Annotated in this window: 14 protein-coding genes; all 14 read left to right on the top strand. The window is 64.4% G+C overall.

The window, feature by feature from the left end:
* Positions 1 to 113 precede the first annotated feature (113 nt).
* The 14 genes from leuC to folC all read left to right on the top strand — a co-directional run bounded on the left by leuC (position 114) and on the right by folC (position 15,405).
* A complete protein-coding gene (leuC, locus tag ACO550_RS29865; RefSeq protein WP_315596981.1) occupies positions 114 to 1,523 on the top strand; it encodes a 3-isopropylmalate dehydratase large subunit in 1,410 nt (469 codons plus the stop codon).
* 66 nt (positions 1,524 to 1,589) lie between these two features.
* Positions 1,590 to 1,721: an entericidin A/B family lipoprotein gene (locus ACO550_RS29860; protein ID WP_315596980.1), complete on the top strand. Its 132-nt coding sequence runs from the start codon at positions 1,590 to 1,592 to the stop codon at positions 1,719 to 1,721.
* Positions 1,722 to 1,731: 10 nt separating this feature from the next.
* On the top strand, positions 1,732 to 2,382 hold the full coding sequence (leuD, locus tag ACO550_RS29855) for a 3-isopropylmalate dehydratase small subunit (protein WP_315596979.1): 651 nt from the start codon (positions 1,732 to 1,734) through the stop codon (positions 2,380 to 2,382).
* 19 nt (positions 2,383 to 2,401) lie between these two features.
* Entirely contained in the window at positions 2,402 to 3,469 is a 1,068-nt protein-coding gene (gene leuB, locus ACO550_RS29850; protein ID WP_315596978.1) for a 3-isopropylmalate dehydrogenase, read from the top strand.
* 79 nt (positions 3,470 to 3,548) lie between these two features.
* The gene (locus ACO550_RS29845; RefSeq protein WP_315596977.1) at positions 3,549 to 3,824 is read left to right on the top strand and encodes a hypothetical protein; all 276 of its coding nucleotides are present in this window, start codon (positions 3,549 to 3,551) and stop codon (positions 3,822 to 3,824) included.
* Between the two features lie 89 nt (positions 3,825 to 3,913).
* Complete coding sequence (gene asd / locus ACO550_RS29840; RefSeq protein WP_315596976.1) at positions 3,914 to 5,050, top strand: aspartate-semialdehyde dehydrogenase; 1,137 nt, start codon at positions 3,914 to 3,916, stop codon at positions 5,048 to 5,050.
* A 316-nt stretch (positions 5,051 to 5,366) separates the two neighbouring features.
* The gene (locus tag ACO550_RS29835; protein ID WP_315596975.1) at positions 5,367 to 8,216 is read left to right on the top strand and encodes a FimV/HubP family polar landmark protein; all 2,850 of its coding nucleotides are present in this window, start codon (positions 5,367 to 5,369) and stop codon (positions 8,214 to 8,216) included.
* Between the two features lie 144 nt (positions 8,217 to 8,360).
* On the top strand, positions 8,361 to 9,191 hold the full coding sequence (truA, locus tag ACO550_RS29830) for a tRNA pseudouridine(38-40) synthase TruA (RefSeq protein ID WP_315596974.1): 831 nt from the start codon (positions 8,361 to 8,363) through the stop codon (positions 9,189 to 9,191).
* Positions 9,181 to 9,879 (top strand): phosphoribosylanthranilate isomerase, encoded by a 699-nt coding sequence (locus ACO550_RS29825; RefSeq protein ID WP_315596973.1) that lies wholly within the window; start codon positions 9,181 to 9,183, stop codon positions 9,877 to 9,879. The genes truA and ACO550_RS29825 overlap by 11 nt, the downstream gene beginning before the upstream one ends.
* 124 nt (positions 9,880 to 10,003) lie before the next feature.
* A complete protein-coding gene (gene trpB / locus ACO550_RS29820; RefSeq protein ID WP_315596972.1) occupies positions 10,004 to 11,197 on the top strand; it encodes a tryptophan synthase subunit beta in 1,194 nt (397 codons plus the stop codon).
* Positions 11,197 to 12,132 carry a site-specific DNA-methyltransferase gene (locus ACO550_RS29815; protein WP_315596971.1) on the top strand — a complete coding sequence of 312 codons (936 nt, stop codon included), beginning with the start codon at positions 11,197 to 11,199 and terminating at the stop codon, positions 12,130 to 12,132. Before trpB ends, ACO550_RS29815 begins: the two co-directional genes overlap by 1 nt.
* A 17-nt stretch (positions 12,133 to 12,149) precedes the next feature.
* Positions 12,150 to 12,947, top strand: coding sequence for a tryptophan synthase subunit alpha (gene trpA, locus ACO550_RS29810; RefSeq protein ID WP_315596970.1), 798 nt, complete (start codon positions 12,150 to 12,152; stop codon positions 12,945 to 12,947).
* Positions 12,948 to 13,142: 195 nt separating this feature from the next.
* Positions 13,143 to 14,015, top strand: coding sequence for an acetyl-CoA carboxylase, carboxyltransferase subunit beta (accD, locus tag ACO550_RS29805; RefSeq protein WP_315596969.1), 873 nt, complete (start codon positions 13,143 to 13,145; stop codon positions 14,013 to 14,015).
* A gap of 79 nt (positions 14,016 to 14,094) precedes the next feature.
* On the top strand, positions 14,095 to 15,405 hold the full coding sequence (gene folC / locus ACO550_RS29800; RefSeq protein WP_315596968.1) for a bifunctional tetrahydrofolate synthase/dihydrofolate synthase: 1,311 nt from the start codon (positions 14,095 to 14,097) through the stop codon (positions 15,403 to 15,405).
* Positions 15,406 to 15,475 lie beyond the last annotated feature (70 nt).

Here is a 15,475-nt window from a genome sequence, read left to right as displayed (position 1 = left end):
AATAACCTGCTTGCCCGCGAAGGCATCCGGAAAACAATTCCCCTGCAAACAACCGCGCGGATTCGCGCCGTTCGTCTCCGATGGGTACGAACGGACGGTCTGCCCCCCGCATCATGGCCAAGACGCTCTACGACAAACTCTGGGATGACCACACCGTCCACGTCGAGGAAGACGGCACCACGCTGCTCTACATCGACCGACACCTGCTGCATGAAGTCACGAGCCCGCAGGCTTTCGAGGGACTAAAGCTGGCGGAGCGTCCGGTATGGCGCATCAGCGCCAACCTGGCCGTGTCGGACCACAACGTGCCGACCACCGACCGCACGCAAGGCATTGCCGATCCGATCTCGAAGCTCCAGGTCGACACGCTGGACACCAACTGCGACGCCTACGGCATCACGCAGTTCAAGATGAACGATCATCGCCAGGGCATCGTGCACGTGATCGGGCCGGAGCAGGGTGCCACGCTGCCCGGCATGACCGTGGTCTGCGGTGACTCGCACACCAGCACGCACGGCGCGTTCGGCGCGCTGGCGCATGGCATCGGCACCTCGGAAGTGGAACACGTGCTGGCCACGCAGACGCTGCTGGGCAAGAAGGCCAAGAACATGCTGATCACGGTGGAAGGCAAGCTGCCGCGCGGCTGCACCGCCAAGGACATCGTGCTGGCCATCATCGGCAAGATCGGCACGGCCGGCGGCACGGGCTTCACGATGGAGTTTGCCGGTTCGGCAATTCGTGACCTGACCATGGAAGGCCGTATGACGGTTTGCAACATGGCCATCGAAGCAGGCGCGCGCGCCGGCATGGTGGCCGTGGACGATGTCACGCTCGAATACGTGAAGAACCGCCCCTACGCGCCCCAGGGCGTGGAGTGGGAGCAGGCCGTGGCCTACTGGCGCACGCTGCATTCGGACGCCGGCGCCCACTTCGACAAGGTGGTGGAACTGCGTGCCGAGGAGATTCGTCCGCAGGTTACCTGGGGTACCTCGCCCGAGATGGTCGTCAGCATCGAAGACCGTGTGCCGGATCCCGACCGCGAAAAGGATCCGAACAAGCGCAACGCGATGGAGCGCGCGCTGGAGTACATGAACCTGCAGCCGAACGTGCCGATGGAATCGATCACGATCGACAAGGTGTTTATTGGTTCCTGCACCAACAGCCGGATCGAGGACATGCGCGCGGCAGCCTGGGTGGTGCAGAAGCTGGGCCGCAAGGTGGCATCGAACGTGAAGCTGGCGATGGTGGTGCCGGGTTCGGGTCTGGTCAAGGCGCAGGCCGAGCAGGAAGGGCTGGACAAGGTCTTCAAGGCCGCCGGCTTCGAATGGCGCGAGCCGGGTTGCTCGATGTGCCTGGCGATGAATGCCGACCGCCTGGAGCCGGGTGAGCGTTGCGCGTCGACGTCGAACCGCAACTTCGAAGGCCGTCAGGGCGCCGGTGGCCGTACGCACCTGGTGAGCCCGGCCATGGCTGCCGCGGCTGCCATCGAAGGCCATTTCGTCGATATCCGCAAGCTCGGCTGAGCTGGCAAGGGTCAACCGGTCAACCGGTCAACCATTGGTCAACCACGACTTTCGAATAGAGAGAACATGAAAAAGATCGTGATCACGCTGCTGGCATGCCTGGGCATGCTGCAACTGGCTGGCTGCAACACGATGGCCGGTTTGGGCAAGGACACGCAGGCTGCCGGACGCTCGCTCGAAAACGCGGCCCGGAAGTAAGGACATCATCATGGAAAAGTTCACCGTACACAGCGGCCTCGTAGCGCCGCTCGATCGTGAAAACGTCGACACCGACGCGATCATCCCGAAGCAGTTCCTGAAGTCGATCAAGCGCACGGGCTTCGGTCCGAACCTGTTCGATGAATGGCGCTACAAGGATGTGGGCGAGCCGGGCCAGGACAACAGCAAGCGTCCGCTGAACCCGGACTTCGTGCTGAACCAGTCGCGCTATCAGGGCGCCTCGATCCTGTTGGCGCGCAACAATTTCGGCTGCGGCAGCTCGCGCGAGCACGCACCGTGGGCGCTCACGCAATACGGCTTCCGCGCCGTGATCGCGCCGAGCTTCGCCGACATCTTCTTCAACAACTGCTACAAGAACGGCCTGCTGCCGGTGGTGCTGACCGAACTCCAGGTCGACCACCTGTTCAACGAGACCAATGCGTTCCCGGGCTACAAGCTGACGATCGACCTCGACCGCCAGGTCGTGGTCACGCCGGGCGGCGACAGCTATTCTTTCGATATCGCCCCGTTCCGCAAGTACTGCATGCTGAACGGCTTCGACGATATTGGCCTGACGCTGCGCCAGAAGGACAAGATCAAGAGCTACGAGGCCGAGCGCCTGACGAAGATGCCGTGGCTCGCCAATCGTCTGGTTGGATAACAAACCTTTAGGAAGACAAATGAAGATTGCAGTCCTGCCGGGCGACGGCATTGGTCCCGAGATCATTGCCGAAGCCGTCAAGGTGCTCAACGCACTCGACGAAAAGTTCGAAATGGAAACCGCTCCGGTGGGCGGTGCCGGCTACGAGGCCGAAGGCCACCCGCTGCCCGAGAACACGCTGAAGCTGGCCAAGGAAGCCGACGCGATCCTGTTCGGCGCCGTGGGTGACTGGAAGTACGACAGCCTGGAACGCCCGCTGCGTCCGGAGCAGGCCATCCTGGGCCTGCGCAAGCATCTGCAGCTGTTCGCCAACTTCCGTCCGGCGATCTGCTACCCGGAACTGACCGGTGCATCGAGCCTGAAGCCTGAGTTGGTGGCTGGCCTCGATATCCTGATCGTGCGCGAGCTGAACGGCGACATCTACTTCGGCCAGCCGCGCGGTGTGCGCGAGGCGCCGGACGGCCTGTTCAAGGGTGCCCGCGAAGGCTTCGACACGATGCGCTACAGCGAACCGGAAATCCGCCGGATCGCTCACGTGGCGTTCCAGGCCGCGGCCAAGCGCGGCAAGAAGCTGTGCAGCGTGGACAAGGCCAATGTGCTCGAGACGTTCCAGTTCTGGAAGGACATCATGATCGATGTCAGCAAGGAATATCCGGACGTCGAGCTGTCGCACATGTACGTGGACAACGCCGCAATGCAGCTCGTGAAGGCGCCGAAGAGCTTCGACGTGATCGTCACCGGCAACATGTTCGGCGACATCCTGTCGGACGAGGCAGCCATGCTGACCGGCTCGATCGGCATGCTGCCGTCGGCATCGCTCGACGCCAACAACAAGGGCCTGTACGAACCGTCGCACGGTTCCGCACCCGACATCGCCGGCAAGGGCGTGGCCAACCCGCTGGCCACGATTCTGTCGGCCGCGATGATGCTGCGCTACTCGCTGAATCGCGCCGAGCAGGCCGACCGCATCGAGGCCGCCGTCAAGAAGGTGCTGGCCCAGGGCTACCGCACCGGCGACATCCTGACGCCGGGCTGCAAGCAGGTCGGCACGCGCGAGATGGGCGAAGCAGTGCTGGCCGCGCTGTAAGCGATCGCTTTGCCAAATGTGGTCTCCCCTCTCCCGCGGAGCGGGAGAGGGGCCGGGGGAGAGGGTAAGGCGCGTCAAGATGCGACAACGCAATTTGATGCCGCTTTCCCGGCCTCCCGTCCCCGCTCTTACGCATGAGAGCGCGCAGATTCCCCCTCAAAAGCAAGAAAACACCAGTATTTCCGCTGCGGCATTGCCGCAAATTCGTGTAGACTCTCCCGTCATGGCCCGTATCCACCAGTCCCTCCTGACTGCTTTTGCTGCTCGTACCGCTACCTGCGGCGCGATTGGCATGGATTCGTCCGGCCTGACCGCAACGACGATTAAAACCATTACCAAAAAAACGATCCGCTAGATCGTTCGTCGTGCCTGCCCGTCTTCCCCGCGCAGCCACGCCGGGCGAGGAAAATGGCGGGGAAGTTCACATCACATCCGAGGTAAGTCATGATTGTAGGTCTCGTCGGTTGGCGAGGAATGGTCGGCAGCGTCCTGATGCAGCGCATGCAGGAAGAAGGTGATTTCGACCATATCGAGCCCGTTTTCTTCAGCACGTCCAACGCTGGTGGCAAGGCCCCGGCCATGGCGAAGAATGAATCCACGCTGAAAGATGCGAACGACATCGAGGCACTGAAGAAGTGCGATGTGGTGCTGACCGCCCAGGGCGGCGACTACACCAACGATGTGTTCCCGCGCCTGCGCGCCGCTGGCTGGAACGGCTACTGGATCGATGCCGCTTCGTCGCTGCGCATGAAGGACGACGCGATCATCGTGCTCGATCCGGTCAACCTCGGTGTGATCAAGGACGCGCTGTCCAAGGGCGTCAAGAATTTCATCGGCGGCAACTGCACGGTCAGCTGCATGATGATGGGCCTGGGTGGCCTGTTCCAGCATGACCTGATCGAGTGGATGACCTCGATGACCTACCAGGCCGCTTCTGGCGGCGGTGCCCAGCACATGCGCGAGCTGCTGACGCAGTTCGGTACGCTGAATGCCGCGGTCAAGCCGCTGCTGGACAACCCGGCCTCGGCCATCCTGGAAATCGACCGTCAGATCCTGTCGACCCAGCACGGCTTGTCCGCCGACGAAACCAAGCAGTTTGGCGTGCCGCTGGCCGGCAACCTGATTCCCTGGATCGACAAGGACCTGGGCAACGGCGTGTCGAAGGAAGAATGGAAGGGCGGCGCCGAGACCAACAAGATCCTGGGTCGCGGCGAAGGCTTCGTAGGTGCCACGGGCGCCAGCCCGATCGCCGTGGACGGCCTCTGCGTGCGGATTGGCGCAATGCGTTGCCATTCGCAGGCACTGACCATCAAGCTGCGCCGCGACGTGCCGCTGGACGAGATCGAGGGCATGCTGGCAGCCAACAACCAGTGGGCCAAGGTGGTGCCGAATACGCGCGAGGCCAGCATGAAGGACCTGACGCCGGCTGCCGTGACCGGCACGCTGACGATTCCGGTCGGTCGCCTGCGCAAGATGCAGATGGGTGGCGAGTACCTGTCGGCCTTTACGGTTGGCGATCAATTGCTGTGGGGTGCCGCCGAACCGCTGCGCCGTATGCTGCGCATTCTGATCGAGGCCTGACCGGCCCGCCTTGCCTTCCTGCTTCGTTGCGGGGAGGCAACAGAAATCACCGCTTTACCTGCAACGCCGCGCCCCAGCGCGGCGTTGTTGCATCCGGGTTCCTATTTTTCCCGGGCTTGGGTCACAATACAGCCGGCATGCGCTTGGCCACGGGGTCGTCGTCACCCTGCGTCCGGGAAGTTTCCGGTGCACCGGGAGGCGAAAAGGGCGAGAGGCGGGCACGACCGGGATCACCGGTCTGCACCAGCCGTCCGTCCGCCAGCCAGCCATTGGGGTCGGGTAACTTTTTCGCTACTAAAAAATAATGGAGCACAAGGTGAGTGTGAGCCTACATCGCCGGAAAGATGCGCCTACTGTCCGTCAGCGCTGGTCAACGCTGGCCGTCACGGCTCTTGGTCTGCTGCTAGCCCAGCCGGCTGCGTACGCCGCGGGGTTCGGACAATTAAGGGTACAGTCCAATCTGGGGCAGCCGCTCCAGGCCGAAATCGATATCACCGGTGTTTCGGCCGAGGAAGCCGATAGCCTGGCTGTCAAGCTGGCCCCGGCGTCTGCCTACTCGCGTGCCGGCCTGACGTATCTGCCGGCGATCTCGGGCGTGAAGCTCGACGTGCAGAAGCGTCCCAACGGCAGCTACGTGGCCACCGTGCGCTCCAACCAGCCGCTCAGCGAGCCGTTTGTCGACATTCTGGTCGACATGAGCTGGTCCAGCGGCAAGGTCACGCGTGCCTATACATTCCTGCTGGATCCGGCTGGCGCCAAGCCGTCGAACCAGTCGTTCGCACCGACTACCGTCGTACAGGCCGCCACGCCGGACGTGGCGCCCACCGCGCCGGCTCCGGTTGCAGTGGCGCCGGCCCCGGCTCCGGCTGCTGCCGCCCCTGCGGCGGAAGCCCGGCCGGCCCCGGTCCGCCAGCCGCGCCGCGCCCCCGCACCTGCCGTTACCGATGGCACTGCCGCACACGGTAGCTACACGGTCCAGCAGGGCGACACGCTCTACGCAATTGCCGGCGAAGCCGCGCAGGGACAGGATTCGGTCTCGCTCGAGCAGATGTTGCTGGCCCTGTATCGCAACAACCCCAATGCCTTTATCGGCGGCAACATCAACCGGATCCGCTCTGGTGCCGTGCTGAAGGTGCCGAGCGCCCAGCAGGCCCAGTCCGTGAGCCCGCGCGAGGCGCGCCGCGAAGTGGTGGCGCGCACCCAGGGCTTCGACAGCTATCGCAGCCGCCTGGCGGCCGCGGCGGCAGCCAAGTCGGTCGAGGCCGGTTCGGGCCGCGAGCAATCGGGCAACGTCACGGCGCGGGTGCAGGACACCACGGTGCCGTCGGCGGGCCCGCGTGACGAACTGAAGCTGTCGAAGGCCGAGAAGGGTGCGCAAGCCAAGGCGCAAGCCCAGGCTGAAGCCGACGTGGCCAACCAGCGCAAGCTGAAGGATGCCGAGTCGCGCGTCACGGACCTGGAGAAGAACATCTCCGACATGCAGCGCCTGATGGAGCTGAAAAATGCGGAGCTGACCAAACTCAACCAGGCCAACCAGGCGGCAGCCGCCAAGCCGGCGGCAGGCGCGGCCCCGGCTGCAGCAACCGCAGCCGCTACGGCGGCCAAGGCAGCCGACACCGCTGCCGCACCGGCGCCGACCGTCGTGCCGGCCGAGACGGCCAAGCCCGCGGAGGCCACCAGCACCGCCACGCCGGTACCCGCACCGGCCGCCACTGCGGCGGCCTCGGCCCCCGAGGGAACTGCTGCTTCGGCCGCGCAAGTCGCCGCTGCTTCCACGCCTGCGGCCGCCGCACCGGCCTCCGCACCAGCGGTAGCAAAGAAGAAGCCGCCCGTCATCCAGCCGGTACCGGTCGAAACCTCGTTCGTCGACGAACTGCTCGGCAACCCGATGCTGCTGCCCGGCGGCGGTGTGCTGGTTGCATTGCTTGGTGGATATGCGTACTATCGCCGCCGCCAGAAGCAGAAGGGTAGCGAGAACACCGGTTTCGGTGACAGCATCCTGTCGCAGGAAAGCACGGTCATGGCCGGCGGACACTCGCTGTTCGGCACGGCCGGTGGCCAGAGTGTCGACACGTCGCAGCACAGTGTGTTCGGCGCTGACTTCCGCATCGGCAACAATTCGCCCGAAGCGACGGAAGTGGATCCGATCGCCGAGGCCGAGGTGTATATCGCCTACGGGCGCGACGTGCAGGCCGAGGAAATCCTGCGTGAAGCGTTGCAACAGAATCCGGAGCGCCAGGCCATTCGCCTGAAGCTGCTGGAGATTTACAACACTCGCCAGGATGTGGAAGGTTTCCGAGTGATTGCAGAAGAAATGTTCGCCCAGGTAGGCGGACAAAGTGCTGACTGGCTCCAGGTGGCCGAAATGGGCCGCAAGCTGGATCCAGGCAATGCGTTGTACCTGTCCGTCGCACCGGACGCTACCGCGGAAGCCGATACGACCACCCCGGTGGCCGACCAGTGGCGCACGCAGGATCCGGCGCACACGCTGCAGCAGGCGCCGCAGGCGTCCGCCGCCATGCCGGACCTGGCCTTGCCGCTCGACGCCTTCCCGGCGCCGGCGCCGGGCGAGCCCATCGTGGCACCGCAGTCGGCCTCGCTGGTGTTCGGCAACGACTTCCAGGCGGAGCCGGTGGCACGTCTGGACGACGTGCTCGATGAGCGCCACGATGACAGCCTGAACATGCCGGCGGAAATCGCTGACGTGCCGGCGCTGGATACGCCGACCCGCTCGCGTCCGCTCGAGTTCGACATGTCGAGCCTGTCGCTGGACCTGAACCCGGTGAACGGCGCGCATGCGGATGCCCAGGCTGTGATGGAGCCGGCTCCGCTGGCAGCCTCGTTCGACGTACCGTCGCTGACCGAATCGACCGTGCCGCTGCCGGCGCCGACGATGCTCCAGAACGGCAGGCTGGTCGAGCCGATCGACCTGACCCGTGTGACGTCGGAAGGCAATGGCGAGTCGACGCATGGCGTGTCGGCCAGCACGCTGTCGGCCACTGGCATGGATGGCAGCCGCGACATGCAGATCAAGCTCGATCTGGCGCGCGCCTACATCGAGATCGGTGACAAGGAAGGGGCTCGCGAGCTGCTGCAGGAAGTGGTCGACCAGTCGGAAGACCCGTTGCAGACCGAGGCCCGCACGTTGCTGCGCGACGTGGCCTGACGGGTTGACGGCCTTGGGGGCTTGCCCCAAAGGCCGGTATGATGCAGGGTTTGCGGCACGCCAGCTCAGCGGCGTGCGGTGCCCGAAGCGATGCGCCGGAAGCGTCCCTTCCGGCGCATTTTGTTTTTGCGCATCACGATATTCATGAACCGCATCGCCATCGGACTTCATTACGACGGCTCGGCCTTCTCGGGCTGGCAGTCGCAGCCGCACCGCAATACCGTGCAGGACCATCTGGAAGACGCCATCGAGCGTTTTGCCGGCGTGCGCCTGCTGACCACGGTGGCCGGGCGGACCGATACCGGCGTGCACGCGCTGGGGCAGGTGATCCACCTCGACACCGAACTCAATCGCGACAAGTTCTCGTGGGTACGTGGCGTCAATGCGTTCCTGCCGTCATCGATCGCACTGCAGTGGGCCGAACCGGTCGATGAAGGTTTCCACGCGCGCTTCCTGGCGTTCGAGCGCATGTACTACTACGCGCTCTATACCGGTCCGCATCGCGTGCCGATGATCCATGGCCGCGCCGGCTACCTGATGCTGCCACCGGGCCAGCGACTCGATGTCGAGGCCATGCGCGCCGCCGCGTCCTGCCTGTTGGGCGAGCACGATTTCTCGGCCTTCCGCGCTGCGGAGTGCCAGGCCAAATCGCCGGTCAAGACCATGTACGACGTAACGCTCAAGGCCGATGGCGACTGGGTATTCCTGCGCTTTCGCGCCAGCGCATTCCTGCATCACATGGTGCGCAACCTGATGGGTTGCCTGGTGGCGGTAGGGCGCGGGCGTTACCCGGCCGAATGGCTGGCCGAGGTCATGGCCGGTCGCAATCGCGGCAAGGCCGCCCCGACCTTCATGCCCGATGGCCTGTATCTGGCGGACGTGAAGTATCCTGAGCCATACCGTTTGCCCCAGGCAAACCGTTCCGCCAGCTTCTTCCACGGAGTATTTGCCGACGATGTCGATCATGGCGCCTGATTCCAGCCGCGTGCCGGCCCGCACGCGTATCAAGATCTGCGGTCTCACGCGCGCGGAAGATGTGCGCGCGGCCGTGGATGCGGGGGCCGATGCCATTGGCCTCGTGTTCTATGACAAGAGTCCGCGTCATGTGGATGTGGCGCGGGCGGCCGCGTTGGCCGAGCAGGTGCCGCCGTTTGTCTCGGTGGTGGGCCTGTTCGTCAATGCCGATGCCGAGGAAGTGGCACATGTGGCCGAGCGTGTGCCGCTGACGCTGCTTCAGTTCCACGGTGACGAGACCCCGCAGCAATGCACGGAAATCGCTCGGCGCTGCCAGCTGCCATTCATGCGCGCGGCCCGTGTTCGCGCGGGCCTTGATTTGGTAGAATTCGCCGATCACTACCGTGACGCCGCCGGCCTGTTGCTCGACGCCTTCGTGGAAGGCTATGGCGGAGGCGGTCACGTTTTCGACTGGACCCTGATTCCTGCTCAATGGCTTCCGCCCAATCCTGCCAGCCTGCCCGCAAGCGACGCTCCTCGCATCGTTTTGAGTGGTGGGTTGAACGCGCAAAACGTCGCTGGTGCGATTGAACGCGTGCGCCCCTATGCCGTGGATGTCAGTAGCGGCGTGGAGGCGGCCAAGGGTGTGAAGGACCACGCCCGCATTGCCGCATTCGTGCGCGCGGTGCGCCTGGCGGACGCAGGGTAAGCCAGCCGGCAAACAGGCGAAAGCCTGGCCGGCACCATCCCTGGCCGCCTCCGGCCGTGCCCGATTCCGAATTTTTGCGTTGCGCCGCCCAGGTGTGCGCGCGACGTTACCTGAGAGCCTGGACATGTACGACCTGCCCGATTCCCGTGGCCACTTTGGCCCCTATGGCGGTACCTTTGTTTCCGAAACCCTGGTCCACGCGCTGGACGAACTGCGCGAAGCCTATGCGCACTTCCAGCACGATGCGGAGTTCGTTGCCGAATACCAGCGCGAGCTGAAGCATTTCGTCGGCCGTCCGTCGCCGATCTACCACGCACAGCGCTGGAGCGAGACGCTGGGCGGCGCGCAGATCTATTTCAAGCGTGAAGACCTGAACCACACCGGCGCGCACAAGATCAACAACGTGATTGGCCAGGCATTGCTGGCCAGGCGCATGGGCAAGAAGCGCGTGATTGCCGAAACCGGCGCCGGCCAGCATGGCGTGGCCACGGCGACCATCGCCGCGCGCTTCGGCATGGAATGCGTGGTCTACATGGGTTCCGAGGACGTGCGCCGCCAGGCTGCCAACGTCTATCGCATGAAGCTGCTGGGTGCCACCGTGGTGCCGGTGGAAAGCGGCTCGCGCACGCTCAAGGACGCGCTCAACGAAGCGATGCGCGACTGGGTGACCAACGTCGAAACCACGTTCTACATTATCGGTACCGTGGCGGGCCCGCACCCGTATCCGATGATGGTGCGCGATTTCCAGTGCGTGATCGGTGAAGAGTCCAAGGTGCAGATGCCCGAGCTGGCCGGCCGCCAGCCCGACGCCGTGATCGCCTGCGTGGGCGGCGGCTCCAATGCGATGGGTATCTTCTATCCGTACATCGAGCACAAGGATGTGGAACTGATTGGCGTGGAAGCAGCCGGCGATGGCCTGGACACGGGCCGTCACGCGGCGTCGCTGACCGGCGGCTCGCCGGGCGTGCTGCATGGCAACCGTACCTACCTGCTGCAGGATGCCAATGGCCAGATCATCGAGACGCATTCGGTGTCGGCTGGCCTGGACTACCCGGGCGTGGGCCCGGAACACGCCTGGCTCAAGGACATCGGCCGCGCTCAGTATGTGCCGATCACCGATGACGAAGCGCTGAAGGCATTCCACGACTGTTGCCGGATCGAGGGCATCATTCCCGCGCTGGAATCGAGCCATGCCATCGCCTACGCGTGCAAGCTTGCGCCGACGCTGGGCCGCGACAAGCTGCTGCTGGTGAACCTGTCCGGCCGTGGCGACAAGGACATGCACACCGTGGCCGAACGTGCGGGGTTGAAGCTCTGATGCGCGCGCTGCCCCCTGACACTTCATCGTCGCAAGCGGAAGAGGGCGGCGCCGCGGCGCCGTTCGACATCCTCGATACCAATGCCGTACGCCTGTACCAGGAAGATGCACTCGAAGGCATCCAGCGGATTGCCGACGGCTCGGTGGACCTGATCATCGCCGACCCGCCCTACGGGCTGGGCAAGGATTACGGCAACGATTCCGACCTGCTGTCCGGCGACGCCTACCTGGAATGGTCCGAACGCTGGATGGACGCCATCATTCCGAAGCTGGCGCCGCGTGGCACGCTGTACCTGTTCTGCACCTGGCAATATTCGCCCGAGCTGTTTGTCATGCTCAAGAAGCGGCTGACGATGATCAACGAGATTATCTGGGACCGCCGCGTGCCGAGCATGGGCGGCACCACGCGCAAGTTCTCGTCGGTGCACGACAATATCGGCTTCTTTGCACGCCAGCGCGACTACTACTTCGATCTCGATCCGGTCCGTATTCCGTACGACGCCGAGACCAAGAAGGCGCGCAGCCGCCCGCGTTTCGAGGGCAAGAAGTGGCTCGAGGTGGGCTACAACCCGAAGGACCTGTGGAGCGTGCCGCGCATTCACCGCCAGGACCCGGAACGCGCCGATCATCCGACGCAGAAGCCGCTGGAAATTGTCGAGCGCATGGTGCTGTCGAGCTGCCCCCCGGGTGGCGTCGTGCTGGACCCGTTCACGGGCAGCGGCACCACGGCGGTGGCCTGCGTGCGCCATGGCCGGCGCTTTGTCGGGTACGAAATGAATCCGCAATATGCGACGCTGGTACGCGAGCGCGTAACGGCCGCGCAGCCGGTGTACGCGCAGATCCAGCCCGACGCTCCCGATACTTCCGAAACGACCACGGCGGCTGCCAACGACGATGCCAGTGACGAGGCAGCGCCGGTGCAGCGTCTTATCTGATTCCGATGGCCAACGACATGTCCCGTATCCAGAAGACTTTCGCGGCACTGGCCGCGCAGCAGAAGAAAGGCCTGATCCCGTTCATCACCGCCGGCGATCCGGAACCCGGCCTGACCGTGGCGCTGATGCAGGCGCTCGTGGAGGGTGGCGCCGATGTGATTGAACTCGGCGTGCCGTTTTCGGACCCGATGGCCGATGGCCCGGTGATTCAGCGTGCTTCCGAGCGCGCCCTGGCACAAGGCGTGTCCCTGACCCAGGTGCTGGGATGGGTTGCCGAATTCCGCAAGACCAATGACACCACGCCGGTGGTGCTGATGGGTTACGCGAACCCGATCGAACGCATGGGCGAGGAAACGTTCGCCAAGGCGGCGGCCGCGGCGGGCGTGGATGGTGTGCTGGTGGTGGACTATCCGCCCGAGGAATGCGAGTCGTTTGCCGCGCTGATGCGCGCCAACCAGATGGATCCGATCTTCCTGCTGGCGCCGACTTCGACCGACGACCGCATCGCCGCGGTGGCGCGGGTGGCCAGCGGCTATCTCTACTATGTGTCGCTCAAGGGCGTGACCGGTTCGGCCACGCTGGATCTCGACAGCGTGGCCGCGCGCCTGCCGCTGATCAAGCAACACGCCAACCTGCCGGTGGGTGTGGGCTTCGGCATTCGCGACGCGCAAACCGCACGCGCAATCGGTAGCGTGGCCGACGCCGTGGTGATCGGCAGCCGCCTCGTGCAATTGCTCGAAGACGCGCCACGCGACCAGGCGGTGGCATCGCTGCGTGCCTTTATCGCCGATATCCGGCAGGCACTGGACGCCTGAAATCGTGTCCAAGGCGTGACGTCCCGCCGAGAAACTCGCGTCATTTGTGCTTTACGTAGCACAATTGGCGCGATTTGTTTCGGCTGGTGGTGTCCGGCGTGGTAAATTCGCGACCTGATTCCCTGCCGTCCCCGTGTCCGACCTCTCGGAATGAGGCGTTGATGCGCGTGCGGCAGCTATCCGAAAGGAGCTTTCATGAGCTGGTTGGATAAACTCCTGCCTCCCAAGATTCAACAGACCGACCCCTCCACCCGCAAGGGCATTCCGGAAGGGCTGTGGGTCAAGTGCCCGTCGTGCGAGTCCACGTTGTACCGCACCGATGTCGAGGCCAATCTGCACGTCTGCCCGAAGTGCGACCACCATATGCGCATTCGTTCGCGCGAGCGGCTGGACAAGCTGCTCGATGCCGAAGGCCGCTATGAAATCGGCCAGGAAATCGTGCCGGTGGACGCACTGAAGTTCAAGGACACGAAAAAGTACCCGGACCGCATCAAGGTCGCCATGGATGAAACGGGCGAGACCGATGCGATGGTGGTCGTGGGCGGCGCAATCCACACGATTCCCGTGGTGGTGAGCTGCTTCGAGTTCGAGTTCATGGGCGGTTCGATGGGCTCGGTAGTGGGCGAGCGTTTTGCCCGCGGCGCGCAGGCCGCGCTCGAGCAGAAGGTGCCGTTCATCTGCATTACCGCCACGGGCGGTGCGCGCATGCAGGAAAGCCTGCTGTCGCTGATGCAGATGGCCAAGACCACGGCCATGCTGAACCAGCTGTCGAATGCCAAGTTGCCGTTCATCAGCGTGCTGACCGACCCGACCATGGGTGGTGTGTCGGCGTCGTTCGCGTTCCTGGGCGATGTGGTGATCGCGGAACCGAAGGCGCTGATCGGCTTTGCCGGCCCGCGCGTGATCGAGCAGACCGTGCGCGAGAAACTGCCGGAAGGCTTCCAGCGCGCCGAGTTCCTGCTGCAGAAGGGCGCCATCGACATGATCGTCGACCGCCGCAAGCTGCGCGCGGAACTGGCCCAGTTGCTCGCGCTGCTGCAGAAGCAGCCGGCCGATGCGGTGGCCTGACGCGATCGTATGATTTGCAGGACAATGGCGCGGGGCCAACCCCCGCGCCATTTTTGTTTTTGTAGTGTCGTCGAACAGCATGCCTATTTTTCATAATCTTCCCGACTGGCTCCAGCACCTGGAAACCGCCCATCCCGTGGGCATCGACATGGGTTTGACGCGCATCACGCGCGTCAAGGAAGCGCTGGGCCTGCGCATCGACGCCGTGGTCTTTACCGTGGGTGGCACCAACGGCAAGGGGTCGACCTGCGCGATGCTCGAACGCATCCTGCTGGAAGCGGGCTACAAGGTGGGCCTGCACACTTCGCCGCACCTGATCACGTTCAACGAGCGCGCACGCCTGAATGGCGAGCAGGCGACCGATGCGCAACTGCTGCCGCATTTCGAGGCCGTGGAGCGCGCCCGCACGAGCTTTGCCGATCCGGTCAGCCTGACGTACTTCGAGTTCACGACGCTGGCGATCATCCACATGTTTGCATCGGCCGGGCTCGATGCCATGGTGCTGGAAGTCGGACTGGGCGGTCGCCTTGACGCGGTCAACGTGATCGACACCGATTGCGCCGTGATTACCAGCGTCGATATCGACCATACCCAGTACCTCGGCGATACGCGCGAGAAGATCGGCTACGAAAAGGCTGGTATCTTCCGCCCGCAGGTACCGGCAATCTGTGGGGACCCGGTGCCGCCGCAGTCGCTGATCGATCACGCCGAGGCCATTGGCGCCGACCTGTGGCTGGTGGGCCGCGATTTCCGCCATCAGGCTGCCGGGGGCCAGGAGCGCCAGCAGTGGGACTGGACCGGCCGTGAGCGCAAGCTCAATGGCCTGGGCTATCCGGCGCTGCGTGGTGCCAACCAGTTGTTGAATGCATCGGCGGCGCTGGCCGCGCTGCAGGCCATGCGTCCGCGCCTGCCGGTCAGTGCGCAGGAAGTGCGCAACGGCCTGGCGTTCGTGGAGTTGCCGGGGCGCTTCCAGGTCATGCCCGGGCGTCCGGCCGTGATCCTCGATGTGGCCCACAACCCCCATGCAGCCGCCACGCTGGGTCAGAACCTCGATAACATGGGATTTTTCCGCTACACCTATGCGGTGTTCGGATCGATGCAGGACAAGGACATTGCCGGTGTCTTGCATCAGGTGGCCGACAAGGTCGATCACTGGTGCCTGTGCGACCTGCCCACGACACGTGCCGCCACCGCCGCCGAATTGCGCGAAAAGCTGGATGCAACGGGCTTCCGCGAAGGCCCGGACAATACCGCCGCATGCTTTTCAAGTCCGGAACTGGCGTATCGCGATGCCATCGAGAGAGCCACCGAGAATGATAGAATCCTGGTCTTCGGGTCGTTCTACACCGTGGCCGGCGTGCTGGCATACCGTGCAACCCAGGCCAACTGAGAGGTCATCGGTCGGGCTGGAACGACATCGCACCGATCGCACCGATTCAACTGATCGTACTGATCGCACC

It is taken from the genome of Cupriavidus sp. (assembly GCF_057315035.1).
The sequence above is the reverse complement of the archived record's forward strand: the minus strand, read 5'-3'. Positions and strand labels throughout refer to the sequence as shown.

Excerpts from the sequence above, each read along its gene's own strand:
- trpA (WP_315596970.1), top strand. The coding sequence starts at position 12,150 with ATGTCCCGTATCCAGAAGACTTTCGCGGCACTGGCCGCGCAGCAGAAG.
- ACO550_RS29845 (WP_315596977.1), top strand. The coding sequence starts at position 3,549 with ATGCGACAACGCAATTTGATGCCGCTTTCCCGGCCTCCCGTCCCCGCT.
- trpB (WP_315596972.1), top strand. The coding sequence starts at position 10,004 with ATGTACGACCTGCCCGATTCCCGTGGCCACTTTGGCCCCTATGGCGGT.
- asd (WP_315596976.1), top strand. The coding sequence starts at position 3,914 with ATGATTGTAGGTCTCGTCGGTTGGCGAGGAATGGTCGGCAGCGTCCTG.
- ACO550_RS29860 (WP_315596980.1), top strand. The coding sequence starts at position 1,590 with ATGAAAAAGATCGTGATCACGCTGCTGGCATGCCTGGGCATGCTGCAA.
- ACO550_RS29815 (WP_315596971.1), top strand. The coding sequence starts at position 11,197 with ATGCGCGCGCTGCCCCCTGACACTTCATCGTCGCAAGCGGAAGAGGGC.
- truA (WP_315596974.1), top strand. The coding sequence starts at position 8,361 with ATGAACCGCATCGCCATCGGACTTCATTACGACGGCTCGGCCTTCTCG.
- leuC (WP_315596981.1), top strand. The coding sequence starts at position 114 with ATGGCCAAGACGCTCTACGACAAACTCTGGGATGACCACACCGTCCAC.
- accD (WP_315596969.1), top strand. The coding sequence starts at position 13,143 with ATGAGCTGGTTGGATAAACTCCTGCCTCCCAAGATTCAACAGACCGAC.
- ACO550_RS29825 (WP_315596973.1), top strand. The coding sequence starts at position 9,181 with ATGGCGCCTGATTCCAGCCGCGTGCCGGCCCGCACGCGTATCAAGATC.
- folC (WP_315596968.1), top strand. The coding sequence starts at position 14,095 with ATGCCTATTTTTCATAATCTTCCCGACTGGCTCCAGCACCTGGAAACC.
- leuD (WP_315596979.1), top strand. The coding sequence starts at position 1,732 with ATGGAAAAGTTCACCGTACACAGCGGCCTCGTAGCGCCGCTCGATCGT.
- leuB (WP_315596978.1), top strand. The coding sequence starts at position 2,402 with ATGAAGATTGCAGTCCTGCCGGGCGACGGCATTGGTCCCGAGATCATT.